This window comes from Streptomyces poonensis (assembly GCF_014650915.1).
In the GTDB taxonomy this organism is placed as follows: Bacteria; Actinomycetota; Actinomycetes; order Streptomycetales; family Streptomycetaceae; genus Streptomyces; species Streptomyces poonensis.
On sequence record NZ_BMVW01000022.1, the window covers coordinates 21,098 to 46,880 of the forward strand.

26 protein-coding genes are annotated in these 25,783 nt (G+C 67.1%); 8 read left to right on the top strand and 18 right to left on the bottom strand.

All coding sequences use genetic code 11. The features are described 5' to 3' along the window. Positions 1–207: 207 nt before the first annotated feature. The 7 genes from IE242_RS34065 to IE242_RS34095 all read right to left on the bottom strand — a co-directional run bounded on the left by IE242_RS34065 (position 208) and on the right by IE242_RS34095 (position 6,579). Positions 208–708, bottom strand: a complete 501-nt coding sequence (locus IE242_RS34065; RefSeq protein WP_189866387.1) for a hypothetical protein — start codon at positions 706–708, stop codon at positions 208–210. After that, a complete protein-coding gene (locus IE242_RS34070; RefSeq protein WP_189866389.1) occupies positions 705–1,496 on the bottom strand; it encodes a hypothetical protein in 792 nt (263 codons plus the stop codon). Before IE242_RS34070 ends, IE242_RS34065 begins: the two co-directional genes overlap by 4 nt. Before the next feature lie 4 nt (positions 1,497–1,500). After that, on the bottom strand, positions 1,501–2,724 hold the full coding sequence (locus IE242_RS34075; RefSeq protein WP_189866391.1) for a putative T7SS-secreted protein: 1,224 nt from the start codon (positions 2,722–2,724) through the stop codon (positions 1,501–1,503). A 58-nt stretch (positions 2,725–2,782) separates the two neighbouring features. After that, positions 2,783–3,070 carry a DUF6317 family protein gene (locus tag IE242_RS34080; protein ID WP_189866393.1) on the bottom strand — a complete coding sequence of 96 codons (288 nt, stop codon included), beginning with the start codon at positions 3,068–3,070 and terminating at the stop codon, positions 2,783–2,785. A gap of 158 nt (positions 3,071–3,228) precedes the next feature. Next, positions 3,229–4,107: a hypothetical protein gene (locus tag IE242_RS34085; RefSeq protein WP_229859802.1), complete on the bottom strand. Its 879-nt coding sequence runs from the start codon at positions 4,105–4,107 to the stop codon at positions 3,229–3,231. A 27-nt stretch (positions 4,108–4,134) separates the two neighbouring features. Next, positions 4,135–4,707 carry an SUKH-4 family immunity protein gene (locus tag IE242_RS34090; RefSeq protein WP_189866395.1) on the bottom strand — a complete coding sequence of 191 codons (573 nt, stop codon included), beginning with the start codon at positions 4,705–4,707 and terminating at the stop codon, positions 4,135–4,137. A gap of 159 nt (positions 4,708–4,866) precedes the next feature. Next, entirely contained in the window at positions 4,867–6,579 is a 1,713-nt protein-coding gene (locus IE242_RS34095; protein WP_189866397.1) for a nucleic acid/nucleotide deaminase domain-containing protein, read from the bottom strand. A 349-nt stretch (positions 6,580–6,928) separates the two neighbouring features. Here IE242_RS34095 and IE242_RS34100 point away from each other — a divergent pair, with 349 nt between their 5' ends. After that, complete coding sequence (locus IE242_RS34100; RefSeq protein ID WP_189866399.1) at positions 6,929–7,510, top strand: hypothetical protein; 582 nt, start codon at positions 6,929–6,931, stop codon at positions 7,508–7,510. Positions 7,511–7,662: 152 nt separating this feature from the next. Here IE242_RS34100 and IE242_RS34105 read toward each other — a convergent pair whose 3' ends face one another. The 6 genes from IE242_RS34105 to IE242_RS34125 all read right to left on the bottom strand — a co-directional run bounded on the left by IE242_RS34105 (position 7,663) and on the right by IE242_RS34125 (position 11,732). Beyond that, a complete protein-coding gene (locus tag IE242_RS34105; protein ID WP_189866401.1) occupies positions 7,663–8,298 on the bottom strand; it encodes a hypothetical protein in 636 nt (211 codons plus the stop codon). 203 nt (positions 8,299–8,501) lie between these two features. After that, entirely contained in the window at positions 8,502–8,630 is a 129-nt protein-coding gene (locus IE242_RS38735) for a hypothetical protein (protein WP_268249527.1), read from the bottom strand. A gap of 162 nt (positions 8,631–8,792) precedes the next feature. Next, positions 8,793–9,419: a hypothetical protein gene (locus tag IE242_RS34110; protein ID WP_189866403.1), complete on the bottom strand. Its 627-nt coding sequence runs from the start codon at positions 9,417–9,419 to the stop codon at positions 8,793–8,795. After that, positions 9,416–10,123, bottom strand: a complete 708-nt coding sequence (locus IE242_RS34115; RefSeq protein WP_189866405.1) for a hypothetical protein — start codon at positions 10,121–10,123, stop codon at positions 9,416–9,418. Before IE242_RS34115 ends, IE242_RS34110 begins: the two co-directional genes overlap by 4 nt. Next, entirely contained in the window at positions 10,120–11,406 is a 1,287-nt protein-coding gene (locus IE242_RS34120) for a WXG100 family type VII secretion target (protein WP_189866407.1), read from the bottom strand. Before IE242_RS34120 ends, IE242_RS34115 begins: the two co-directional genes overlap by 4 nt. Beyond that, positions 11,406–11,732 carry a DUF6317 family protein gene (locus IE242_RS34125; RefSeq protein WP_189866409.1) on the bottom strand — a complete coding sequence of 109 codons (327 nt, stop codon included), beginning with the start codon at positions 11,730–11,732 and terminating at the stop codon, positions 11,406–11,408. Before IE242_RS34125 ends, IE242_RS34120 begins: the two co-directional genes overlap by 1 nt. Positions 11,733–12,479: 747 nt before the next feature. Here IE242_RS34125 and IE242_RS34130 point away from each other — a divergent pair. Then, the gene (locus tag IE242_RS34130) at positions 12,480–13,901 is read left to right on the top strand and encodes a hypothetical protein (RefSeq protein WP_189866411.1); all 1,422 of its coding nucleotides are present in this window, start codon (positions 12,480–12,482) and stop codon (positions 13,899–13,901) included. After that, positions 13,901–15,628 (top strand): outer membrane protein assembly factor BamB family protein, encoded by a 1,728-nt coding sequence (locus tag IE242_RS34135; RefSeq protein WP_189866413.1) that lies wholly within the window; start codon positions 13,901–13,903, stop codon positions 15,626–15,628. Before IE242_RS34130 ends, IE242_RS34135 begins: the two co-directional genes overlap by 1 nt. A gap of 373 nt (positions 15,629–16,001) precedes the next feature. Here the strand turns inward: IE242_RS34135 and IE242_RS34140 are convergent, their stop codons facing one another. The 4 genes from IE242_RS34140 to IE242_RS34155 are packed head-to-tail and all read right to left on the bottom strand — an operon-like array spanning position 16,002 to position 18,321. Beyond that, a complete protein-coding gene (locus IE242_RS34140; protein ID WP_189866415.1) occupies positions 16,002–16,241 on the bottom strand; it encodes a hypothetical protein in 240 nt (79 codons plus the stop codon). A gap of 27 nt (positions 16,242–16,268) precedes the next feature. Next, positions 16,269–16,733 (bottom strand): hypothetical protein, encoded by a 465-nt coding sequence (locus IE242_RS34145; protein WP_189866417.1) that lies wholly within the window; start codon positions 16,731–16,733, stop codon positions 16,269–16,271. Continuing rightward, on the bottom strand, positions 16,733–17,995 hold the full coding sequence (locus IE242_RS34150; RefSeq protein ID WP_189866419.1) for an amidase domain-containing protein: 1,263 nt from the start codon (positions 17,993–17,995) through the stop codon (positions 16,733–16,735). The genes IE242_RS34145 and IE242_RS34150 overlap by 1 nt, the downstream gene beginning before the upstream one ends. A gap of 2 nt (positions 17,996–17,997) precedes the next feature. Next, positions 17,998–18,321: a type VII secretion target gene (locus IE242_RS34155; protein WP_189866421.1), complete on the bottom strand. Its 324-nt coding sequence runs from the start codon at positions 18,319–18,321 to the stop codon at positions 17,998–18,000. Positions 18,322–18,752: 431 nt separating this feature from the next. On the opposite strand from IE242_RS34155, the gene IE242_RS34160 reads away from it, so the two are divergent. From IE242_RS34160 to IE242_RS34180, 5 genes are all read left to right on the top strand, one after another. Next, entirely contained in the window at positions 18,753–20,414 is a 1,662-nt protein-coding gene (locus IE242_RS34160) for a nucleic acid/nucleotide deaminase domain-containing protein (RefSeq protein ID WP_189866423.1), read from the top strand. Between the two features lie 98 nt (positions 20,415–20,512). Beyond that, entirely contained in the window at positions 20,513–21,145 is a 633-nt protein-coding gene (locus IE242_RS34165; protein ID WP_189866425.1) for an SUKH-4 family immunity protein, read from the top strand. Between the two features lie 9 nt (positions 21,146–21,154). After that, positions 21,155–21,733: an SUKH-4 family immunity protein gene (locus IE242_RS34170; RefSeq protein WP_189866427.1), complete on the top strand. Its 579-nt coding sequence runs from the start codon at positions 21,155–21,157 to the stop codon at positions 21,731–21,733. 47 nt (positions 21,734–21,780) lie between these two features. After that, positions 21,781–22,611, top strand: a complete 831-nt coding sequence (locus IE242_RS34175; RefSeq protein WP_189866429.1) for a nucleic acid/nucleotide deaminase domain-containing protein — start codon at positions 21,781–21,783, stop codon at positions 22,609–22,611. 48 nt (positions 22,612–22,659) lie between these two features. Then, a complete protein-coding gene (locus IE242_RS34180) occupies positions 22,660–24,495 on the top strand; it encodes a hypothetical protein (RefSeq protein ID WP_189866432.1) in 1,836 nt (611 codons plus the stop codon). A 135-nt stretch (positions 24,496–24,630) separates the two neighbouring features. Here the strand turns inward: IE242_RS34180 and IE242_RS34185 are convergent, their stop codons facing one another. Further along, positions 24,631–25,764 carry a hypothetical protein gene (locus IE242_RS34185; RefSeq protein ID WP_229859820.1) on the bottom strand — a complete coding sequence of 378 codons (1,134 nt, stop codon included), beginning with the start codon at positions 25,762–25,764 and terminating at the stop codon, positions 24,631–24,633. Between the last annotated feature and the right edge of the window lie 19 nt (positions 25,765–25,783).

Genomic DNA, 25,783 nt, shown 5'->3' on the forward strand with positions numbered 1-25,783 from the left:
TGAACCTCGGGCCGAGCTCATCCGGCGTGTCCGTCCTCGGGAACATTCCACCGACATGGACAGGGGCACCGCCTCGTACCCGGATGACCCACTGGAAGCTGGATGGTGCTTCCTCACGCGCGGTCTGCGCGTGCACGCTAAAGACAGTGACACTCACGATTCCCGGCCCCAGTTGTCAGCGGTTCAGCGGTTCAGCGGTCATAGAAGTCATCGCCATCTCTTTCCGGTGACCGGCCTCAGCCACACGGGGAGACTGTGGTGCGGGAGTCCCGCTGCCGACAGGACCTGAAGATACCCGTTGACCTGATCGCGAGTTCCACCGCGTAGCCATATACGGCGGTACCAGAACGCCCGGACCAGCAGGTACCCGCTGAGGGAGAGCAGGAGCACCACAGGGGTGAAGAGGATCAGGCCGACCGCCGTGCCGACGTCGTCCCAGTCGGTGGTGCCGGTCAGGAACCAGGCTCCGACCGCACCGGGAGCAAGCAGCAGGCCACCCCACATCCCGCATGAGTTCATCCTGCCCAGCAGCATCCGATGGCGATGGAGCATCGCCGCGACCTCCGCATCGGCCAGGTAGTCGATGCCCCTGTCGGCGCCGATCGTCCGCACCGCCTCGGTCAGTCCCGGCACCGCCGCCAGATGAGCTGCTGTCACCTGCAACAGGTCGAATGCCTCCTGGGGGACGGTGCCGTCGTCGCTCCTCATCCGAACACGTCTCGCACGGATTTCGTCCGCAGGGGCACCTCGACGCCGCCCGCCACGTCCGTCGGCCGACCGGGAAGCACGCTCTCCGGCCGGCTCGGCGGTACGCCCTCCGACTGCTGCGGACGCGGGTCCTCGACCGGTGTCCCGGCGTCGTTCACCTCGAGGGTGTTCACGATGTTGAAGAAGAGTTCGGAGTACAGGTCCCAGTCCTGCATACAAGGAGTGCTGAGCTCGAAGAGAGCCATCTCCGCGTCCCGGCGGAGAGGCACGAAGACGGCGATCTTCCCGATCTCCACCTCCTCCGACCGGCCGGAATCGGTGATCTCCGCGGGGAGAGTCGTGATCTCCGAGGTGAACCGGGCCACCGCCTCGCCCGCCGCGAGCCAGACCGTCTCCACATGAACTTGATCCCCGGAACCCGCGAGTTCGGCGGCGACGCTCGAGGCGGTCGCCTTCTCCCCTCCCGGCACGGACTCCAGCAGAGTGGCGGTCACCGTCGCCGTGCTGCGGCGCCCGTCGAGGTCGAGCAGACAGAATCCCGCGTAGCTGACTCCGGCCTCCATCATCTCGATGACCAAGGGCAGTTGAGCCGCCACGTACTGGAACCAGAGTTCGGCGTTCCCCTCCGGGTAGACGTCCTGGGCCAGCTCGGCCAGCGCCTCGCCGAGCTCCTCCGGAGCCTCTTGGACAGGGAGCTCGAAAAAGGCGGGCGGCACGCGGAACGTCAGGCGCGGGGCGGCAGCGGCCGAGGGGTCGGCCGAGCCGCTGCCGGGAAGCATCGTGTCCATCGGTTTACGCCGCTCCCGCCGCCGACATGAACGCGTTGCTGGACGGTGCACTGGCCGCCTGGGTGCTCGACGACCCCGACACCAGGCCGTATGCCAGGGCGGCGCCCTTGATACCCATCTGCGTACCGCGCATCGTCCAGCTGCCGACGTCCAGAGCCTCGTCGCTGAGGCCCAGCCCCTTGCCGGCCCTCACCAACACCTGGTTGTACAGGATGCCGTCGGCCATGCCCCTGGCCACGTTGACCGAAGTCGGCAGCTTATGGGCATTGGCGAAAACACCCTGGAGTGGTTTGTTCACACTTGCGGCTTTGGCCGCCTTCCCTGCCGCTGTCAGTCCCTTCACCGCTCCGATACCCGGCAGTACGCCCAGACCGGCACCGACCCAGTCCATCACTCCGACCTTTCCGCCGCGGGCCGTCTTGATCCCGTAACCGGCCAGAGCGAGTGCGCTGGCGCCGATGGCCAGCGCCCCGAACACGGCCCCCACGGGCGGGATGGCCATGGTCGCCAGGGACAGGATGGACAGGACGGAACCGATCTTGGAGAACAGGTCCGCGTTGTCGACCAGGAAGTCCTTGAAGCCGTCCCAGGCGCCCTTCAGCCCGTCCGTGACCTTGTCCCAGATGCTGAAGTCCGGCGGACGGTTCTTCGCGGCCTCACGGATGGCACTCTCGGCCTTGCTGGCCTGCTCCTGCCAGTACTTGAGCAGCGCCTCGGCGTCCTGGAGGGTGCTCTCCAGATCCCACGCGGCCTGTTTCGCCGCGGATTCGGCGGCCTTGGCCTCCTGCTCGAGGGTCTTGGCCTCCTGCTCGGTGAGCTGACGGAACGCCGCCTGGCCGATCTTGTCGTTGACCCGGTCGACGGCGCCGTTCTTCTCCTCGAGGCGCTTGCGCTGCTCGACCGCCTCGGCCTCCAGGCTCTTGGCCTGCCGCTGCATGGTCTGGAGCTCCGAGTGCCAGCCTCTGAGCGCCTTCGCGCAGGCGGTCATCGACTCGTGGCCCTGCTTCAGGTACTTGGGCAGCTCACCGACCTTCTCCTGGAACTTGGAGGCGGCCTCGCCCTCCCACGCTCCGTCCGTCTTGCCGATGCTCGTCAGCATCTCGCGCAGCTCGTCGAGCTCGTCGCCGACCGTCTTGACGTCGTACGCCAGTGACTCGATCGTGTGCAGGTCGCCCTTGGCCGGGTTGAACTTCAGACCGGGCCAGTTGGGATCGTCGAACATCCCCATCGTCTTCTCCCCGTTGTGTGCGAGTTGTCGGAGCGTCGGTGGTGGTGCACTGCCAGGGCTACTTCTGGCTGAAGCCCTTCTGCAGGTCCTGCTCGGTCGACTGGTACGACTCGAGGGTCTTCTTGAGCCCCTCGTGCAGCTGCTTGGAGGCGTCCGCGATCCGCTTGATGCCGTCGCCCCAGTCGTCCTGGAAGCTGTCGCAGGCGTTGTCGAGGCCGTCCGTGCCCAGTCCCTTCGGGCCCACCTTGTTGAGCCGCTGCTGGGCGCCGCGCATCCGGTCGTCCACCTGGTCCAGCCTGTTGAGCAGACTCTTCATGCCATCGACATCGATCTGGAAGTCCGCCATCCCCGTTCGCCTCCCCGTAGTCGTGATCGCGTCACACCGCCGTGCAGGCTATCGAAGGGGCAGGTTCCGGGGTACTCGGGGACGTTCGCCGTCACCAACCTGTGGTGTTCTCCATGTGATGTTCACAGAGACGTGCGCAGTGACGTGCGTAGCGACGTTCACAGAGTGCCGCGGTCCCATATGTGCAGCACGGCCTGTGCATAGGCCAGCCGGTGGTCCAGCCGCGACGGGGTGAGTCGGTAGATGCCGCCGCCCCGGTACTCGAGGACGACAGCCGGATCGGCGGAGGCGCGCCACTCCGTGCTGTTCGGAGGCTCCAGGTCCCACACCGATTCCTTCTTCGCCTCTTCCTTGTCCCCGATCAGCAGCAGGAGCAGTCCCTGGGCCGCACCGATCGCCCAGGCGACGCCGTAGAGCGGGAGGCCGAGGATCGTCCACGCCACCCACCCCTTCACGGTCCCGACCTTCCCGGCCGGCGGCTCGCCCCCATGGGCCGACCCCATGGTCCAGCGCACACGGCGGGGCGCCGGCAGCAGGCGTCCGCCGTGCCGCGTGATCCGGCCGATGACCGCGCCGTCGCCGCCGTACACGTCGTACGTGCCCCCGCCCCCGCCCCCGCCGACGGACCTGACCGAGCACAACAGCTCGCCGTTCAGGCCGGTCACGGTGAACGGCGGCCGTGCCGTGCGCCCTCCCTTGGGGACGTCCTGGGGCACGTGGACGTATGCGAGCGGGTTGCCCTGCGGGCGGTTCGCGCCCGGGTGGTTCGGGTCCGCCTGCCGGATGGTGGTGGTCTGCTCCCCCGCCTTGACCCGGTCGTACGTGCGCAGCCTTCTGTTCTTGATCTCGAGGTCGATCGAGGTGTTCGCTGTGGGAGGGGGCGTGGGGTGCGGCGGCTGCCCTGGCTGCTGCGGCTGCTGCGGCTGCTGGGCCCATCCCTGGTTGCTGTAGCTCACGAGTGTTTCTCTGGGGATACGGATACGGATGCTGCTGACGATGCTGCTGACGATGACGATCGACAGAGCCTCAGAGGCCATTCCACCCAGGGAAGCCGCGGGGTCGAACTACCGCGCCTCGGGGTATTCCACATACTCAAGAATGTCGTGCCAGCGCGAATGGCTCACTTCCAGGGCTTCCGGGTCGATCTCCCTCATTTGTTCCGTCAGACGCCGCACCGCGCCATCGATGTCGAGTTCCTCCTGCTCCGACTCGAAATCGTAGTTCGGACGCTCCTTCTCCAGCAGGTAGAGAAAGTGAGCGAAGGAAGGGAGATCCTTGTTCAGCGGATATGCCTCGGACTCGTCGGCCGGAAGGCAGTGAACGATTCCCGTGACCCCGTCCAGGGCAATGTCGTCGTAGGGGATCATGCCGAGCAGAAGCCAGTTCTCGGCACCCTCGGGCAGGTTGTCCCATCGTTCGCGGAGGTCGTCGTAAGCGGCGCCCATCGACCTCGCCTGCTCCGGAGTCCCGTCCACGAGATCGAACCATGGATTGGGGCGTGACGGAATTCCGACGTGCCGCAGGAAGTGCACACTCGGCTCATGCCGGATGTTCGCCACCGCTTCCTCGGAAAACGTCGTGAGCTCTTCCGGACCGAACTCGGTCTCCAGCGTTTCCCGGTCGATGGGGGGTGTCATGTCGTGACCTGCCTGACTCGCGAACGATGGGAGCGTCCGATGCTAGCAGCAGCACCGAAGCGGCTCCGTGTCGGGGAAAACAAGGAAAACAAGGAAAACAAGGAATACGGGGAGTGCAAGGAGTACAGGAACACCGGGTTCATCTGTTCCGGTTCGATCTCATCTGTTCCGGTTCGATTTCAGACGGTCCAGGTAATTCATCATTTCCGCGTTCCCCTGCGCTCTGGATTCGCGCGTGGAGCCGTATTCGATGCTGTGGCTCACATCGACGTGCGGCAACGTTTCTTTCATCCACGCGCTGCAGTTCGGGGCGGAGGAACAGGGGGCTCTTTCCGTGTACAGCTCGGTCATGCGGCCTCCCGCCCCGTCCCTGAGGACCGGGAAGCCGATCATTCGCTCGGAGTGACGGAATCCCGAGCTCCGGGCGACGAGGACGAAGTCGCCGTCGTCGTTGGCGTTCTTGAGGCGTGCGGCGGCGTAGTTGTTGCTCTCGAACTTGTCCTGCCCGTTGACCTGCTTGTGGTTGCCGTAACTCCCGTCCGCGTGCCGGGCCAGCTGCACGGCTCGGGACAGCGGTGTGCTGCCGAGTTCCACACGCGTCGAATTACTGAGGGGACGCGGCTTTTCCTTGCCGTGGAGCTTCAGGCTCGGTTCGCCTGCCACTGGTCGGCCGACGTTGTCGCCGTCGCCTCCGAACTTGAGGCCGATGCGCTGTCTGTCCTCGTCGGTCAGATCCGCACGCCTACCGTCGGAGTGCAGGCGCCTGACAGTTCCGTCGTCACTCATGAGGTACATGGGCGTACTGCCGGCGCGCTCACGGAGCTTGGCCAAGGACAGGGCGGTGTCGTTGTCGTTGTCCTGGTGGTTCTTGGCCATCTTCTTCAGGCCGCCGGTCATGTTCTCGTCGAGGTGATCGGCGGACCTCTTGACGCCCCGCTCGATGCCGTCGATGACCGTGTCCAGCATGGCGTTGGCGGCGTCCGCGATCGGGTCCTTGCCCTTGGTGCGGCCGTGCGTGGTCTTGGCACGGGATATCTTGCCGCCCGCTCCGTCACGGAGCTTGCCGCCCGCACCCTTGAGCTGGGTGCCCGCCCTGTCGTAGGCGTCGGGGTCCAGGCTGAACTGACCGCTGCCGCCGCCCGCGCCGCCGCCACCCCCGCCTCCGGAGCCTCCGCCACCGTCCGCGCTGGCCAGGGCCATCGAGCCGTTGAGACCCGCCTTGGCGCTGTCGACGCCGTCGCTGAGGCCCTGCTTGCCCGCCTGAGCGGTCTGGCCGAGGTCGACGCCCTTCTGCACTCCGAGGGCGTTGCCGCCCAGCTGGACCACCAGGTCGCCGGCCATGGACCCGAGGGCCTGGTAGACGGGGCCCATCGCGACCTCGACCACCCGCGTGACGACCTCCTCGGCCACCTCCTCGAAGATATGCTTGACCGCGATCCGGGTGGCCTGGGTGCCCGCGATGCCGCCCAGCGTCGACAGCCCGAAGGTGACCGGGGCGGCGGCGATCGCCGCGGCGATCTCGGCTGCGAGGATGCCCAGTTGGGCGATGGCGGCGACCTTGGCGCCCTCGATCAGCACGGCCACGCCGTCCAGCGCGGTCGCCGCCATCCGGCCCGCCTCGGCGAGGTTGGTCAGGTGGGTGCCCTTGACCTTGCCCCAGTGCGCCTCGAGCGCCTGCACCGCCAGGCCTTCGTTGCTCCCGATCAGGTCCATGATCGCCGCGTGGGCGTCGGCGGCGCCGTCATCGACGTCGTCGGCGAACTCCCGCATGGCCGTCGCCATTTCGCGGTAGTCGTCCTCGTCGACGTTGGGCCAGCTGATACCGATCAGGTCCAGGGCCTCGTCCAGATAGCCCGGCAGTGTGACACCCATGCAGACCCCTGCGCCTCGCCCACGCCTGAAGCATCGTTAGTTCGAACAGGCAATGATCGTACAAGAGTCTGAAGTGAGCTGAGGTTCCCGTGAGTTGGCCGATACGTATGCCACCTGATGGGTCAGTAAGAGGGGGGTGCTCACTTTGGACGGCTGCCCACCTGGCGCGGTGAGTTAGACCTCGACTGCTCAGACCTCGGCAGGCCAGGTTTCCGCAGACCAAGTCCGAGTCCAAGTCCGAGTAAAGTCGGACGGCAATCTCCATGTCCGCCTCGCGGGCTGCCTGCCGACAGGAGCGAGGGGACAACGTGTGGTGAGTAACGGGAGGATCGGCGTGCACGGAGCGCCAGTGGAAGGTCGAGAAGCTCAAGCCAACCTGGACGAGGTCGCCTTCGTCCACCCAGGAACCCGCACAGCCTGGGCCAAGGCCCGGCGTGCGGTCATCATGCGCCTGAGCGCCGCCACCTTCCTCTTCGTGGCGGTGTTCATCGCGCTCAGCCTGCTCCACGGATTCGACGTCATTTCTCTTCCCTCCGCCAACGGGAAGCCAGAAGACACACTCGGCTTGATCCTGACGCTGGCGCTCTTCGTCTACCTCACCTTCCTCTACCTCTACGTCGGCGCCCTGCGCTCCTCCAAGCGCATCCGACGCATCCTCGAAGCGCACCCGTGGCAACCGATTCCCGGAGCGCGCAGGCAGCCTCTCGTCAAGGACGCGAGCGGTGTGCCCATCCAGCTCCAGCTGAGCACCATGACCAAGCCGTCGAAGTCGAGCGACATCATGTCGGCCCGCGGCATCGTCCACCGCCGCCGCTGGCCGGAGGCCATGGAGCAGGGGGCCTGGTACGCCGGGGACGCCGAGAAGCACGGCGTCCTCGCTCTCCCGGACGGCAGCGAGCTGATGGAGGTCAGCCCTCGCTACCCCTACTGATTCTCCTGCCGGAACGGCCCGACGCGGCACCTTCACGGTCAGGCGGGCCGCCACACGGTGAGTGCCGCGGCGCCCTGGGCCAGTGATGCCTACGGAAAGAAGCATCCTGGCCCACCGCGGCGCGGCACTCGCCAGGTTCGGGGCTTGTCGAGCTAACGGTAAGAGACGGCTTTCTTGATGCCGGCGCGCTTGGCCTGCTTGATACGAACCTCGCCGGCGGTGTCCCGTTCCTTTGCCGACAGCCCCCACTCACTGGGCTGCATGAAGAGCAGCTCACCCGTGCCTGGCACGATGGCCGCACCACCGAACGGATCGTCACCGGCGAACCACACGCCGTTGGCGATGCCTTCCGGCCAGCGATTGAGCCCCAAGGGCTCCTTGGCCAGCAGCGTCGGCAACTGTTCGGCCTGCTTGCCGAACCGCAAGTGGAACCTCAGAGGCCTTTCCAGCTTCACCTTCTCCACAGGTCCGCGGAATACGAGGGGGTATGCGCGGAAGACACGGGAGCACCTCCAGGTCAGCCGCATGCGTCCACCGAAAAGGAACACCGTGAACACGAATCCGATCATTCCGACGATGGAAAACGGCAGCATGTACCCGCGGTACTCCATCGGCCACGCGAACATCTGCGCCCACAGAATTACCCAAGGAATGCCCCACTTGGCGAACTTCTTCAGCGCAACACCGTAGTAGTACTTCAGCGCACCCCTGAAGTCCGTGCCGTCCGTCGAGTAAGGCGCCGGAGCAGTCTCTGCCGCAGCGACGTCTCTGATTTGACTTGTATTCACCCGAAGGGGCTCTTTCTGCCGATCCCGAACTATTAATCCCGGGCCAAGGGCCGCGAACAGCCCGACACCACCGCCGCCATCACCGCACCGGTTTCCATGCGGGAGGCGACATCCACCAGGTATCGGCATCCCCGCCGACCGCTGCGGATCGGCCCGGGCCCGCAACGAGCGCCGGTGCTCCCGGCGGGCCAGAGGATTCCGAACTACCGGTAACTCACAGCCTTCTTGATGCCGGCGCGCTCGGCCTGCTTGATGCGAACCTCGCCCGCGGTGTCCCGCTCTTTTGCCGACAGCTCCCACTGACTGGGCTGCATGAAAAGCAGTTCACCCATGCCCCGGCACGATGGCCGCACCACCGAACGGATTACCACCGGCAAACCACACACCGTCGGCAATGCCTTCCGACCAACGATTGAGCATCAAAAGCTCCTTGGCCAGCAGCGTCGGCGACTGGTCAGCCTGCTCCTCGGCGGCCCGGTGCCCTCGAACCGCTACTAACCGACAGGTCGCTTGATGCCGGCGCGCTTGGCCTGCTTGATGCGAACCTCCCCAGCGCTGTCTCGCTCCGCAGCTGACAGATTCCATTCGCTGGGCTGCATGAAGAGCAGCTCACCCGTGCCCGGCACGATGGCCGCACCACCGAAGGGATCATCACCGGCAAACCACACACCGTCGACGACATGATTGAGCCACCCTGCACGCTGGAGGGGATCCTTAGCGAGCATCGTCACTGCATGACCGGTCTGCTTCCCGAAGCGCAGGTGCAGCCTCCGGCTCTCGTGTTTCACCTTCTCCAACGATCCACGATATGCGAGCGGGTACGTACGGAAGATCCGCGAGCACCTCCAGATCATGGATGTGCGCGCGTAGAAGAGAACTGAACTGAACACCAATCCGATGAATCCCACGACGGCAACCGGCAGCAGGTATCCGCGGTAGTCCATCGGCCACAGGTACATCTGCACGACCATGACCGCACAGGGAAGACCAATTTTCGCGAATCGCTTCAATGCGATCCCGTAGTGATACTTCAGCACGCCCCTGAAATCTGTGCCATCCGTCGCATAGGGAGCCGGAGCACCACCCGACATAGCGTTTTCCCTGTGCTCGCCCGAGTTCATCCGAAAGGACTCCTTTCCTTCGGTCCTGAGCCGGGCGCTGCGAACGGCCCGGTTCCGCCGTGTCGTTCGGCGGGCGCCGCAGGATCTTCGAAAGTCACTGTGCGGGCGACGCCCAGCAGAATTGCGCGGTAATCGTCAGCAAGATCCACCGACGGGGTCACCAACTGCACAGTGATGACCGATGAGGAGCGCGTGTCCGGAATGACCACTGTGCCCTGCCAGACCGTTCCCTCCGAGGGGCCCTCCTGACCCTCGGGCGGAGCAGTCGGCGCCACCGTGTGCCGTTCCGACGTGAACAAGAAGCCCGTCCCAATGGGGAGTCTCACCGGCACAATGCCGTTGTCAGGCCCGGTCCCGGCGCCCGCCAGCAGCTGGGTGAGAGCGGCCTTGGGATTCCCCTCCGCTATCGCAAGTGTGGAGACCGTAAGGACCGACAGCGAAGAGCTTCCGTTGTCGTTCGGATGCATGCCAAGTGCGCAACCCTGCACCTGGTACTTCTGCAGCATGGTCACGACGATGGCGTACAGGCGGAACACCTGATCGGCTCGGTCGCGGAGTGCTTCGGACAGTTCACTGATCTGCCGTGCCATCTCCTGAAGTCGCTCAGCCGACGGTTGGAGGTCCACCTTCAGATATCCGTGCGGAAGCCCGTACCAGAACTCCGGTTTGGGCTCTGGTGCCGCGATGTCCAGGAAGCCGTTCACAGTCGGATACCCGCCATCAGGTCGCCCAGGTCTTCCGTGATGAGTTTGATCCCGTCCACCAGCCCGGTCGACGCAGCGCCGATCTTCGTCACCTCAGCGGCGTCATGCCCGGGGCCATTCTTGGGAAAGATGCCGGCGCTCTCCGCCGACGATGCCAAGTTTCCGATCACGTTGACTCCTTGGATGGAGTACTGGAGCGTTCCGACCCTGGGATCCGTCGCAGCTTCCACCGCCCTGAACCGGAAGGCCGGCACGATCTCGCTGCCGAACTTGGCGAACTTCTCCCCCATCGACATGACTTCTCCGCCTTCTCGGGCAAGCCCCGCCGCAAGCCCCAGCTCGCCTCCCGCTTTGGCCAGGGCGCCGACCCCAGGCACCATGCCCAGAGTGTCACCGAGCATGGCTCCCCCTGCGAACAGTCCTTCCTTCCATCCGTACTCACCCGTCAGGGCATCCCTGAAGTCCTCGCTCGAGAGGTTCTTGGTCATGGCGAGCGCGCTCGCGCCCACAGCAACCGCCGCAAAGGCCGGCGCGAACGGCGTCGGCAGAAGCGCCAGCAGACCGGCGATCGCCCCGATGGTTCCGGCGTGCTCCATGATCAGCTCGCCGGCCTTCGCGAGGACATCGCCGATGGCCTCGACGGTCTTGCTCAGCCACCCGGGCTCCTTCGGAGCCAGCTTGTCATCGGCCTCGTCGAGCTTGCCGGCGATGAACTCGGCCCGCTGGGTGTGCTCCTCCTCCAGAGCTTTCGCCTTCTTGATGACGTCGTTGTACGCGGTGGTGGCGTTGTTGAGCTGCGTCGTGGCTTCCTTCAGCGCGCTCTCGGCGGAGCGCAGGCGCGCCGTCGCGGCGTCGGCTTCCGCCTGGCTGGGATATTCCTTCCCGCCGAGCTTGAGGTCCGGGTGCTTGCCCGCCTCGTCGTAGCGCTGCTGGGCCTTGCCGACATCCGCCTTCGCCTCACGTGCCGCGTCGTCGTACTTCTTCGCCAGTTCACGGTGCGACGTGAGGTCGCCTTCCCATGTACCCAGCCAGCTCGCGGCCTTCCCCAGGGACCGCCCGGCGTTCCTCATGTACTCCTTGAGGTCGCCGTCGAGAGAGTCCCGGAAAGCACTCGCCGCGTCCCCCTGCCAGGACGAACTGGCAGCGAGCAGTCGCTCGATCTGGCGATGGCAGTCGTCCAGCGTGTTCGCCGCGGACTTCACCTTCTGCTGCAGCGACGACACTTCGTCCGGTACGCCGGGAACCGGGTTCCATGGCAGGTGCGGATACGGGTTGGCAGCCATCAGCGCGCACCCCCCGCGTTCGCGGACGCGGTGTCACCCATCTGCGCGAGGGCTTTCGAAAGCTCCTCCTCGAACTTCTTGTAGCTCAGCATGGTGGTCTCCACGCCCTCGCCGACCGCCTTGATCAGTTCCTTCAGCTCCTCGGTCCCGTGCTCCCACTTGTTCTGGAACGTGTCACAGGCTTCGTCCAGCCGCTTCGTCCCGATCTGGTCGGAACGTACATGCGCGAGCGCTTTGCGCGCTCCCTCCAGTTGCTCGACCGATCGCTTCAACGTGTCACCGAACGACTTCAGGTGGTCGAGATCGACTTTGAATTCCCCGCTCATCGGGGCCCCCTTGCGTGAATACGTACGACGAAGCGATCAAATGGAGCACGGAGGAACACAACGGGCACTCCCGCAACCCCCGTGGCGCCGGTGAAGCAACAGACTATCCGCGGCTTCTGGAGATTGTGTGACGACTGAATCACTGTACGAACAGCGGGAAGACATCCGCGAACCGCCGTCCATGCCCCTCTCCTGATGTACGAGAGGTCACGGAAGAAACAGTGCCGGTCGGTGCCTGAAGCACTGCTTGTAGGGTGTCATGAGCACTAACGGGGAGGCTGAGGCATGAGTGGCGAATCGCCACCCGTGCGAACACGCTGAGTTCGATCACGCACTGCCAGGACATCCGCAGGCGGTGGGTTGCGTCGACTGCATCACGCACCATCCGCGACTGGCCGATCGGTCTGCCGGCCCGCCGGCCTGCCGGTCTCGGCCGAGGGGCCGAGCGGTCGCGGAACGCTCCACTTCTCGTGCGCTTCTGGCGCCACGACCTCTCCGTTGCCTGTGCGGGCACTGCTCGGTCCCGCGCACCATCGCGACTCAGGGGAGAGGGAGTTCATGTCGTACCCTCCGCCGCCGGCGGGGCCGGGCGGCGCGTATCCGCAGGGCCAGGGTGGCTGGGCGCCGCAGCAGGGCGGTGCACCGTCGCCGTACCAGCCGCAAGGCGCACCAGGGCACGTACCGGGACAGTTCGGTTCCCCGCCGCCTCCGCCCGGCTCGGTCCAGGGATGGCCCGGGGCGCCCGGCATGCCGTACCCGCAGCAGCCGTACCCCGGTGGAAACGGCAGCGGTGCCGGCGGTAGCGGTGGCGGTGGCGATCAGGGCAACGGCCTGAAGAAGGTCGTCATCGGCGTCGTCGTCCTCGCCGTGCTGGCCGTCCTGGGGGTCGGCGGGCTCGCCATGGTCAAGGCCGTCGGCGGCGGCTCGCTGCCCACCGCGGGCGGTGGCGCCCAGGGCAAGGAAGTGATCGGACCGGAGGTCATCGCGGAACTGCTCAAGGGCCGCAGCGAGGCACTGCAGAGCGGTGACGAGGACGCCTACCTCGCCCCGTTCACCGGCAAGGCCAAGGAGACGCAGAAGAAGCTCTTCAACAACCTGCGCAAGATACCGTTCGCGCAGGCCGAGTACTCCGTCCTCAACCAAACCGGCTCCGGCGACGCCGAGTACGGCGACGGGGCGACGGTCGCCGTCGACGTCGCCTTCGTCCACATGATCGAGGACGTGGACGTCCGGCCGGTGTCCGAGTGGTACCGGTGGGTCGTCAAGCGCGAGTCGGAGAACGCCGAGCCCGTGATCACCAAGGTGGGCCCCTCCCCCGGCGCCTACGGCTCCGAGACGTACGTGTACTACCCGGCCCCCTGGGACCTCTACGACGACATGCACGTCGTACGCCAGGACCACACGATCACGATCTCCGACAAGAAGCACGCGGCGGACACGGACCGCTTCGCGCCGTACGTCGAGAAGGCGGCGAAGGACGACATCGAGCTGTGGGAGTCGAGCGGTCCCTCTGCAACCGAGACGCCCACGGGATTCCTGACCGTCCTCGAACCCGACCGCGAGCGCTACACCTCGTTGTACGGCGCCGGTTCCGTCGACTGGGAGGCCGGACAGAGCGTGGCGATGCCGACCTTCGACGCCGGTTTCGGCGGTGACGAGGACGATCTGGAGTACGGCGGCGCCCGTATCAAGATGGACAGCTCGCAGTCGCGCTTCACGGCCGCGACGCGCTGGGAGCTGGGTGTCGAGGAGATCTCCCACCACGAGTTCGCGCATGCCATCGTCCAGCCTCTGGAGGCCGCGTCCAGCGGGTTCGGCGCCGAGGGGATGGTGCGCACGTGGGTCGGGGAGGGCTTCGCCGAGTGGGTCGCGCTGCGCTTCGACACGGAGCTCGCCGGGTGGCGGATCCAGAGGAACGTCTCCGGCAAGTTCGACGGGAAGCTGCCCAACTGGGGTTCGGACGGAATCGGTGCCAGCTCGGGCTACACGCTCGGCTACATGGCCTTCCGTTTCATCGCCGAGAAGAGCGGCGATGACGCGGCGCTGCAGTTCGTCACGGACCACTACCGGAAACCCGATCAGCTCGACCAGCAGCTGCAGCAGGCCGTCGGCATGGGGGAGAGCGAGTTCGAGGCCGCGTGGGCCGCGTACGTAAGGAGTCACAGCTGATGGCATCGAACGACATGCAGGGGGCCGGCAGGGTGCCCGGCCAGCAACCACCGCCCGGGCCTCCGCCGGGATACGGCTACCCGCAGCAGCCTGCGGTACCGCCGCAGCAGCCCCCGGCACCGCCGCAGACCCCGCCGACGCCTCAGGCGCCGCCCCAACCGCCCGCGCCGCAGCAAGGCCCCCCGCCCCAGCAGTACGGGTACGGCTCGCCGCAACAAGCCCCGCAGACAGTGCCACCGCAGACGTACGGCTACCCCCAGCAGGCTCCACCACCGCAGGGGTACGGGTTCCCCCAGCAAGCCCCGCAGCAGGGATACGGGTTCCCCCAGCAGCCTCCGCAGGGTTACGCGCCCGGTGGACCGGGCTATCCCGTCGGTCCGCCGCAGCAGGGGGCCCCGCGCAAGAAGCGGACCGGGATGATCGTGCTGCTCGTCATGGCCCTGCTCGTCCTGGGTGGCACCGGCTTCGGGGCTTGGTACATGTTCATCGGCTCGGTCGGCAACAACGTGCTGTGGAGCGTGCCTTTCTCCGAGTACGACACCCGGCAGGAAGCCGTGATCAATGTGCGGGAGGAGACGCGCGGCACCTGGTTCACCGACGAGGCGGTTGTTCACACCCTGTATGACGGGGTCAAGGCGTACGCGCTCGACACCGGTGAGCAGCTGTGGGCCACGGCGCTCCCCGGCGACGCCAACCAGGCGTGTGTCGCCCCCGAGGACTCGTCGGGCGACATCGGTGTCGTCGCGTACGGCGAGGGCGAGGCCTGCGACCACATCGCGGCGTACGACCTCGGCAGCGGCAAGGAACTGTGGCACAAGGACCTGAAACCCGGTGACACCACGTCGGCCCGCGACGTGTCGGTCGCCCGCGTCGGGGACGTGGTCGTCGTCAGCGCCGGGAAGACGACGCTGGCGCTCAAGGCGTCGGACGGCACCGCGGCCTGGGACCCGGAGCGGTTCGCGACGGAGGACTGCGGCCCTGGCCGGTTCACCGGCGGCAAGAACCTGATCAGGGTTCGTGGCTGCACCATCATGGACGCCTCCGGCCCGGACTTCGGCAAGGAGTGGGACGAGGTCTCCCTGATCGACCCGGCCACCGGGAAGCCCCGCTGGACGTACCACCACGACCTCCCCGAAGACAGCTTCGGCGAGCTGTCCAACGACGGCGTCGTCTCCACCTCTCCCATCGTCCTCCTCCGGGACGGGGACGACGGGGAAGCCCTCTTCGTCATCGACGAGAAGACGGGGAAGGTGCGCAGCGAGTTCGATCCCGGCAAACCGGCCGACTACGTCCGGACCGACGACTCGGAAGGCGGCCCCTGGTCGGAGGCCGGAGTTTTCGGGAACACCTTCGTCATCAATGCGTCCGGGAAGAGCGAGGGCAGCCTCATGGCCGCGTACGACCTCGACAGCGGCAAGCAGCTGTGGAAGACGGAAGCGGTCGAGTACAGGGACTTCTATCCCCTGCCCGCGGCCGGCGGCGATCGCATCCTGGCCTTCATGACCAACAACGACAACGACAAGGGGCCCGCGCTGGTCGAGATGGGAGCCCAGGACGGCTCGATCACAACGATCGTCGAGTATCCGAAGGACGTCGACAAGGGCATGACCACGTATGCCAGGCCTTACTGGCACGACGACCGGATCTATGTGTCCGCGCTGGGCGCGCCCATCACCTTCGACGGCGAAAAGGCGTACTCCCTGGTCGCTCTCCCCACCACCGATTAGCCTCGATCGTTCGCGTGCCCGGCAGGCTGGAGGGTTCGCGCAGGTCCACTCGTGGCGGGGACCGACAGGGTTCGGCGGCGCCTTCGCCGTCGAACCCCGTCGGTCCGCCAAGGAGACCCACTCCAGGGCTCCAGAGACCCCGGCTCCCCCCGGCACCGCCGAGGAAGCCCTCGCCATCGTCCGCAGCCGCTACTCCCGGCCCAGGCTGTCCGACGGGACTGACGTTCCCTGCACGTCTACGAGTTCGACATCGGCTACCTGGTGTGCGCCACCTTCCCGCCGACCACCGACGCCGCCGGCGAAGCCGACGACCGAGTTCCTGACAGAGGCGACACCGGGCACGGGCATGGCCGCGCCGACGCGCCGTGATCGCTTACTGCCCCTGGTACGGCGTCTGCTGCATGTACGGGTTGTGCGTGGGGTTGGAGTACGGCTGCTGCGTGTACGGGAGCACCGGCTGCTGGGGCGGGTGGTTCATGTTCTGGGCGTACATGCCGACGGCAGGATTGCCGTTACCGGTGGTGCGACGGTTGCGTGTCACCGCGAAGACGATGACACCGACGATCACGGCTCCGAGGAGGACGACACCGACAGCAACTACGAGAAAGCCCATCGGGTGGGCTCCTTTCCGGAGGACGGTTCAGTGACGTGCGGCAGCTCGGTCATGGAGCTGCGTCTGCGTCAGGCCCGAGCAGTCATGTCCCCCGGCGGGGTCCGGCTCGTACACCCAGTAAAGGGCCGCGAGCTGCGCGAGGAGCAGTACGGGGACGAGGCACACGGCCGCCATGGCCACGCGCCCCTGCCACGCTGCCCCCGGCCGCTGCCCCCGCCGCCGCGCCCCGCGGCGCAGGGCGAACAGGAGCAGCAGCGCCGCCAGGCCGCACACCGGGCCGGCCCAGGCGGTGACGTACATGCGGGTGGACGGGCCCAGGTACCGGCAGTTCCGGAAGGTGTCGCCCTCGAAGGAGAAGTGGGCCGCAAGCAGCGCCGCCGAGGCGGCCACGAGGACCGGCACCAGCAGGGACCAGCGGCGCCAGGATGAGGTCGGGGCGGGGGCGGGGGTGGCGGGCGTTGGATGCGCGGAATGCGTGTGGTGCGTGCTCATCAGTACCAGTCCGGGTTCGGGCGCACGATCCGTACGTTCTGCTGTCCCTCGTGCTTCTCGGTCGCGGGGAGCCGGCCCTCCAGGCTGACGTTCTGGTACGAGTCGCTGTGCTGGGTGTACTTGATCTCGCCGTCCGGCATCACCGCGGTGACGATCGCCGCGTGGTGCGTGTTGCCCTTCTCGATCGAGTCGTTGGGTCCGGACTGCTCGTAGTAGATGATGTCGCCCGGCTTCACCTCGGAGCGGGGGACCTCGCTGCCGCCGTGCTCGAGCATGAAGTTCTGGTGGTTCTCGGCCGCGGCCCATGTGTCGGAGTAGGCGAGCCGCTTGTCGACCGAGTCGACGCCGGTGCGGTTGCCGATCATCCAGGAGTCGTCGTCCGTGGTGCCGCCCCAGAAGCTGGTCTTCTCCTTCATGCCCGCGTGCAGCAGGGCGTTGGAGACGAAGTTGGTGCAGTTGTTGCCGAAGTCGGTCGGGTCGTCCTTGTTCCAGTTGGCGAGGGCGTACTCGACCAGCTTCACCCGGTCGTACTTGCCGTTGCCGCGCAGTTCCTGCCGTACGTCGGCCGGGATGCCGTCCAGGTCGGCGAGGGCGACCGGCTGGGCCAGCATCATGTCCTTGCGCTGCTCGGCGGTCAGGCCGTTCCACCACTGGCGGACCGTGGTCGGGTCCTCGCCCACCGGTATGTCGCCGGCGAGCATCTGCATCTGGACGTGCGAGGCGTGCGTCTGGAGATCGTTGAGTGCCTTGGTGGGGTCGGTGACACCCGTCTGGTTCGCCAGCTTGGCGAACTCGGTCGCGGCCAGCTTGTCGGCGGTGGTGACCTGTTCCACGGCCTGGTCGATGAGGTCCTGCACCTGTGCGCGGTACGGGCCCATCTCCTCGGCCTCCATGCGGTTGCGCGGGGACGGGCCGGTGATCGTGCCGTCGACGCCGACCTCCAGGCCGTAGCGGGTGGCGAGGTCCACCGCGGCGCGCATGGTGCTGTGCGCGGTCTCGATGGTCGTCGTCATGCCGTCGGCGACCATGTTGACGGCGAGGAGGATGTCGTACGCCGCCTCCATCTGGTTGGCCAGCCGCTCGAACTCGGCGGCCGCCGTGGCGCCGACCTCGTCCGTCCAGTTGTCCTTCAGCGGCTTGGCGCCGTACTCGCGCAGGTCCTTGGCCGCGTCCAGGGAGTACTTGGCCAGCGCGTGCCATTCGTCGGCGGCGGTGGCCCACTTCCTGGGGTGGGCGTTGTTGATGCCCTCGTACGAGACCACGGTCAGGCCCTCCCGAGGTCGTTGAGGCCGGCCCGCAGCCGCGACTCCGCCTCGGCGTCCGCGCTGTCGTAGCCGTCGGCGGAGCTGCGCAGCTGCTCGCTGAGCTCACCCATGCTCCTGGCGAGGGAGACCATGTGCTCCTCCCACTTCTCGGCACAGACCTTGAGCTGGACGGGGCTCTCCCAGCCGTTGCCGTAGTGGGAGCCGTACACGTCGTCGCTGGTGTCCAGGGAGTGGCTGAGGCGCTTCATGACTGCCCGGGACAGGGACTGGGTGTCGTCGGCCGCGGCGCGCACGCGCGCGGTGTCTATGTCGATGTTTCCCATGGATGTTCCCCCGATTCGATGAGCTGTCGACGGCGTGGCCGAACTCCGTCCTCGACCTCGCACGTGAACTGGTGCGGAGCGGCGGCCATCGTACGTCCCTGGTCCGCCCGTGAAGTCCCGGCTTCCGACCCCTTGGCGAGCGCTTGACCATCCATTTCACAGGTCTCTACGGCATCTCCACACTCAGGAGTCGGGGCCATGTGGGACAGCTGCTCAGCCCTGCTCCGTACCGCCCCGCTCGGTTCCGCTCGGCTCGAATCTGCTCGGCTCGGCTCGGTGGCTCCTGGCTCACCTGCTTCACCGCAAACGGCACCGGTGGACCCGCACCGCATCACTTGCGTCACAGCTCGACTACAGCGCTTCGAAGGACACTTGTTCCCCTGTGCCCCCAGTAGCTACCTTCCCCAAGTCACTCTCGAACGGGGGTTCTTGTGGGTGTCACGCTGCCTGGCTATCTGGACGAGGCCCTGGACCTGATCGGTGTCAGCTGGCCGAACGTCGACGAGGACGACTACCGCGAGATGGCCACGGCGATGCGCGAGTTCGCCGATGACGTCGACGACGGCGCGGGGGAAGCGCACAAGGCGATAAGCGATCTCATCGGGTCGAACGAAGGCCTGGCGATACAGGCACTCGAGAAGCACTGGGGCAAGGTCAAGGACACACATCTGCAGAACCTCGCCGAGGCGGGGCGGATGGCGGCCACCGCACTGGACGGGGTCGCCGTGCTGATCGAAGGTGCGAAGCTCGCGGCGATCGCGCAACTGGGCATCCTCGCCGCCGAGATAGCGGCGGCCGTCGCCGCGTCCCCCGTCACGCTGGGCCTGTCGACCCTCGGCGGCCTGGCGGCCACTCAGGCCACCCGCATCGCCGTGAAGAGGATTTTCAAGGAAGTCTGCGAGCAGGTCGCCGAGGAGATCGTGAACGTGGCCATGGGGCCGGTCTACCAGGCCCTGGGCTCGATGACCGGCGACCTTGTGGTGCAGCTGGGCGGTAACGCCCTGGGGGTCCAGGACGGGGTGGATCTCGGCCGCACCGCCGACGCCGGTCGGGACGGCTTCACACAGGGTGTCGACGCCGCCAAGACGTCCATGAACCTCAACAGCGCCGGTGGCGGCGGAGGAGGTGGAGGTGGCCAGGCGGGGAACGGGCAGTTCAGCCTTGACCCCGATTCCTTCGACCGGGCCGACTCCGGACTGAAGAACGCCGGCGGCAAGGTCCGGGACAAGGCGGGCGGCAAGCTGTCCCGGGCGAAGTCGGCGCACGGCCGGACCAAGGGCAGGGACGCGATCGCCGATGCCGCCAACGCCGGCATCGACACCGTGCTGAACGGCATGGAGAACGCCGCCAGAACCGCCGCGAAGCACCTCGACGACAACATGTCCAGCGGCCTGAAGAAGATGGCCGCGAATCACAAGGACAATGACGACAGGACCACGACCGAGCTTCAGAACATCGCCAAGAAGCACGTCTACCATGTGGATGACCACGGAAAGGTCACCCGTCTCACCGCTGCGGGGCATCAAGACCTGACCGCGGCGGACCGGGCCCGCCTCGCCCCTCTCCGGCTACAGGCGGATGACACCGTCGGTGAGAGGAGAGCAGGCAAGTATCCGCTGCCCGAACCGGCGGACCGGAAGAGCAAGCCCTCACAGCAGGTCGCTTTCGGCAGTACCGACCTGTCGCTGGCGACACGGATGGCGCGCGAGGCCAACGATGACTACGGGCAGACAAGAAACGGGAAGTTCTCCAGCCGTAACTATGCCGCGGCCCGGTACGGCGAGCCCGGCGCCAACGACGAGTTCGTGCTCGTCGGACGCAGCAAGTGGCCCGCTTCTCACTCGGAACGTCAGTTGGGGATACCGTTCCTCAACGCCGGAACCGTGCATGGAATGACCGAGCTCTACACCGAGCGCGAGCCATGCACAACCGGGCCGGGCGCCAAGAACTGCAGCGCCTGGATATCGGAGTACCTACCGGATGATGTACGCGTGTCACACACCGTCGAATACGGCGACACCGCGGAGTCGAAGCAGAAGGGCAACGAGGAAATGGAGCGGTACCTCAACAAAATCAACCCGAGAAAGCCGTAGGGACCGACCGCAGGCGGTGAGCTCCCGAAGCCGGCGGTCAAGCGCACAGCAAGCAGACATGAATTCGATACGGATTCGATACAACGATAGGATGGATTGTGTCCCCGCTCGTCGACCGCGCGATGATGGAGTCGGTCTTCCCTCCGGAAAAGCTCGAGACCTGGGAGGACGGAAAGCTGCCCGCTCGACTTCACGAGTCGGCCCGCACGATCCTGACCGGCGTGGGCCTACCGCACGACCGGAGTTCTTTCCTGCAACTCGACGGCTGGCTTTTCGAGGGGAACGACACCCCCAACAGGTTCCGAACGTGCTCGGAACTGGATTACTTCACCCGCTACAAGAGCATGCCAGAAGGCTGGGAGAGCTGGCTGATCATCGGGGAGATGTTCTACGACGTCGTGGCCCTCGACGCCGTCCACGGAACGGTGTACTGCCTGCCGGACGGTGAGTACCGGGCGCACCCGCTGAACCAGAGCCTCGACTCCTTCGTCTACTTCACCTACCTGCTCGAACTCGAACGTCCCCACTACGACTTCACGGTGTCGGACGAGATCCCGGACTCTGAGGGGGTGGCGGTTTCCCTGCGGGAGCGGATGATCCAGGCCGACCCGGTCCCCTTCGAGGGCGTGGAGCCCGCCTGGTCGGACGAGTTCGACTGGGAGGACGATGACGCGCCCCGTATGCCGACGTGGGATGTTGTCCTGTCGAATGTGTACGAATCCATCGGCTAGGAACGCATCATGATCGCCCCGGTGACCGCCCAGCTCCTGGAGGACCTCTTCTCCGCGCAGCACATCTCCCGTACGCCACTGGACCGGCAAAGTGCGATTCTCACCCACTCCGCATCCCGCACATTTCTCGCGGACATCGGTGTTCCGAAGTCCGAAGGAATACTGATCGACATCAGAGACGACCTCACCGAAGGCTTGACACCTCTGCTCTCACACGGTCCCACGGCCGATATCCCGCAGTACCACGGGGCCCCGACCGACCTCAGTCACTGGATTCATCTCGGCACGGCCATCCATAGCGACATAGCGCTCGACGGCAAAACAGGAATGGTGTACAACGTCAGCGAACTACGGGTGGTCACACCGCTGCACACCGACCTTTCATCCATGGTGTATGGAATGTGGCTGCTACAGAAGCGCAGGCCGGATTACGATCCGGAAGACGCGATCCACATGCTCCCGGTCGAGGAGTCGATACGCATCTCGGAAGAAATCGAGGCGGAACTCTCCCGGCTCGATCCAATCCCTTTCGCAACCCCCGGCCCCTGGGAGGGTGCGATCACCGATATCGCCAGCGGCATGTGGTAGTTTCGCGTCTCGGCAAGCAGGAGTCCTTTCCCCGGGGGTGCGCGACAATGGGCGACGACGGTATCCGGCATTTCGGGAGGACCGCGGCCAACGCCTCGTCCGACACACCGGAGAGTGTGCGACGCCTCGCGCGCATCGCCGTCCCCCTGGAGGTCGGACCGTACTTCGCGACGGCCGACGCCGACTCCGTACGGCTGGAGGAGTTCGCGCATGCCGTCGGGCGCACGGTCGTACAGGACGACTGCCGGGACTGGGCCCGGCTCGGCTCGGACCGCGGATTCGAGATCTGCGCCGACCACCAGGGCGTTGTACGCGCCGTACTGCTCGACTGGAACGAGGCGTTGCGCTTCGTCAACGCGACCCCGGAGGCGTTCGCCCAGTCGCTCACCGCGCTCGACCACGCCCTCGGCGTCATCCTGGGCACCGACCGGCCGCAGGAGGCCTCCGCCGCGTACGCGGAACTCGAGCAGCGGCTGCGCGCGATCGACCCCCAGGCCTTCGACGGGCGCGAGAACTGGTGGCCGCTGGTGCTCGACGACATCAGGGACACCGCGAGCGCGGAGTGGTTCACCGCCTTCGAGATCGTGAACGACCGGGGCGAGAAGCAGATCGTCACGCAGGCCGGGGGCATCGGCATCCACCCGGAGGAGCGGCTCTGGGCCCGGCTGCGGGCGGCGGGCCTCGAACCGGAGCAGGTACTGCGGATCCACACCGAGTTGGAGGCCTGCTTCATGCCGGGCCACTACTGCTCGATGTGGCTCGGGCAGGTCTTCCCCGAGGCGCAGCTGACGCACAACTTCCCTTACGGGGAAACGGCCGAGTCCCGCGCCGAGGGCATCCGGCAGCTGCGCGAGGCGGCGGAGCAGCCGCCGCAGTAGGGCGCCGCGACGACGAGCGACAGGACAGCCAAGAGGGGGCAGCAGACCATGACGACCGGAACCGCCGACGCCACCGTGCCGGACATCACCTCCTGGCCGCCACTGGACCCCGAGATGCGCACCTTCGGACGGCAGTTGCTCGACTGGGTGGCCGATGACAGCGGGGCCCGGCCCCGGCTGTGCCTGCTCCGGGGAGCCGAAGGCAGCGGCAAGAGCCGACTGCTCGCCTGGTTCCTGGCCGGTTCGGCCGGGCATCCGCGTACGACCGTCCACGCCACCGTTCCGGCTGCGGGGCTGACAGCGGAGACCTTCGCCTGGGAGCTGGGGCGGCAGCTCGGTTACGGTCCACTGTCCCCCGCACGTCTGCTGGACCGGATCGGCCGGGACGAGCGGCCGCTGTTGCTGTTCGTACCCGATGCGCACCGGTCCGGGGCCGGCCCCGCGGACCTACCGGCGGCGGCCCCGGCAACGTTGGTCGCGGAACTGCTGGAGCCGTTGCTGTCACTCCCCCACCTGCGTGCTGCCGTGGAGGTCGGCGGATCGGGACTGTTGCTCACGAGCGACGCGGAGAGCATTCACCTGGGCAGCTCGGGCACGTCGTCCCCCGACGGCGACGATTCCAGAGAGCATTCCGGGAAGACCGCCTTCACAGACCTCATCGCGGCAGTACCGCGCACACCCGACGGCCGGCCGGACTGGTCCGAAGCGCCCGACGCGGTCCGCCGCCACGTCCTCGACATGGCGCTGCGAGCCGACGACGGAGGAGCCGCCGTGCGCAGCCTGCTGGCGGACCCCGGCTTCCTGGTGCACGGTCCGGCCACCGCAGTCACCGCCGTACTGGCCGACGAGCGCATTCCCGTACCCGGGCAACTCCGCCGGGTGTGGCGGCTCGCCGCACCCGAACTGACGGCGCTCCGCACCGACGCCGCCGAGCGTGCCGCTCTACTCCACGCGGCCGCCGTGGGCACGGACGCGACCCTGACCGAGTACCTGCGCCCCCTCGCCCAGCGTCATCACTGGTCCGCGGCGTGGGCTCGCCCGGACCTCTCGGTGGCCGCACTGGCACTCGTACCGGGCGATGAGCGCCACCTGCTGGTGGCCGACACGACGGGGCGGCTCCGGACGTACGACGTGGACACGGCCACGGGCACGGGCACACGCACAGAGACAGGGACAAACGCCCAGGCCGCACCGATCAGCTCCTCACCGTTCGTACGGCCCGTCTCCGTCGCCCCGCGCGACGCCCGCTCGATGCTGCTGCTGGACGAGGCCGGGACGCTGCTTCCGCTCACGGCGGAGGACGAGGACGGCATGTCCGCGACCGTGCTGGGGCACATCGCGGAACACCACGGTTCGAACGCCCTCACCGAGGCGGACTCCCAGTCCCGGGTCACCGCGCTCGGCAGCGGCCCGTACAGCCCGTACGCGGTCGTCGGCGACCAAGGAGGCACCCTCCATGTATGGTCGCTGAGCGACTACCAGGACACCCCCCGCTCCTGCCGCGTGCACGAGCAGCCCGTCATCGCCACCGCCTGCCTCCACGTCCCCACAGCCGAACTGACCCTCGCCTTCAGTGCCGCGCTGGACGGCTCGGTACGCCTGTGGGAGACCTCGGCAGAGCCGATGCCGGTCCCCGTCGAGCAGCGCCGTTCCCTGGTCACCGCACTCGCCGCCGCCGACACTCCCGTCGGTCCGGTGCTCGCCGTCGCCTGGAGCGACAACGAACTCCACCTGTGGGATGTGTTCTCCGGCAGGATGCAGGTCCTGCCCCTGCTGCACGCCTGCCGCGCTCTGGCCCTCACTCCCGAGGGTCTGCTCGTCATCGGAGGTGCCGAGGGGTCGTATGCCGTACGGCTTCGGCTGGATGCGCTCTGGGATCGGTGAGACGAAGCAGCTCCCCTGTGAGATGCGGGGACAGGTGCCTGGATTCCCGACCGGGGGATGCTCTGTCACAGGAGCAAGCGAGCGGGCCCTCCCCCTGACCGATGGTCCGGTGAGCGACCCGCTCACGGACTCCCCTCAACTCGTCCGGTCTCCGTCGTCGCCGTCATCCATGCTCGCCATCGCCCGCATGAAGTGGCCGATGAAGGGGGTCAGCAGACCGGCCGCGACCGTCCACAGCCGCCACCCACCCTCACCCGGCACGAGCAACAGAGCGGCCAGGCAGCCGAGCGCCACCAGCCACCCCACGACCACCGGCACGGACGCCGTCACCAGCCAGCCCGCCCCCAGGTCCAGCATCCGTACCTTCCGCTCCGCATCCGGATGCGCGGGAACGGTGAGCCCGGCCTCCGCGACCTGCTCGGCCACCTGCACCGGGACCGCACCCGGCAGCTGCCAGCCGTCGTCACCCACCAGCTCGGCCAGTACGTCACGGCCGCGACGCTGCTGAGGGTGCCAGAGCAGCCAGCCCTGCGCGCCTGACAGCGCGTGCCCGGCCGGTGCCGCGGCCATCTGGGAGTGGAAGGGGATCTCTCGACCGCGGCCGTCCAGCATGAGGCACTGCAACTTTCGGGTGTTCTCCCGGCGCTTCTTCTCATCGGCCGCTTCAGGACTGCCGGGCGGCGGCGCGTCGGTATGCGTCCCAACTCCGGTGGCGGTGACACGTACCGCCTTCCAGTCGGGGCCGACAGTGCGCGCGGGGCGCCGGATGCTTTCGGCTCCCCACATGCCGACGGTCAGGAAGGAAGTCACCAAGAGCCAGAATCCGCCGATCACCCACGCGTCGCCCCACTGCACAGCGCGTCCAGCGAGTTGGCGCTCCACGTCCTCGCGCTGGTCGTCACCGATGGCACCCAACTCCGGCTGGCCCGGAACGTAGGCCACATACAGCTCGCCGCCAGCCTCTTGGCGCCGATCAGTCGACGCCTCGAACGTCGCGGGCACCTCGTGCCTCCCGGTTGGCGAGCGCAGCATGACGGTGTAGTCAGCCGTGGCGCTGGCTTTGCGGCTGCTGCCCTGCACCACCTCATTGTCGATCTTCACGATGGAGCGCTCTTCGATCACCGCCCCCGCCTCGGCCAGTACGGCGCTCCTGCCCGTGCCCCGCGCGTCGGCGGCGGCCAGCGTCGCCCAGAGCGCCAACAACGTCGGAACCACGACCAGCACGCCCGCATAGCGGGCCGACAACCAGCGCGTACCGCCCAGCCGCATCGGCACCGTGCCTTGACCA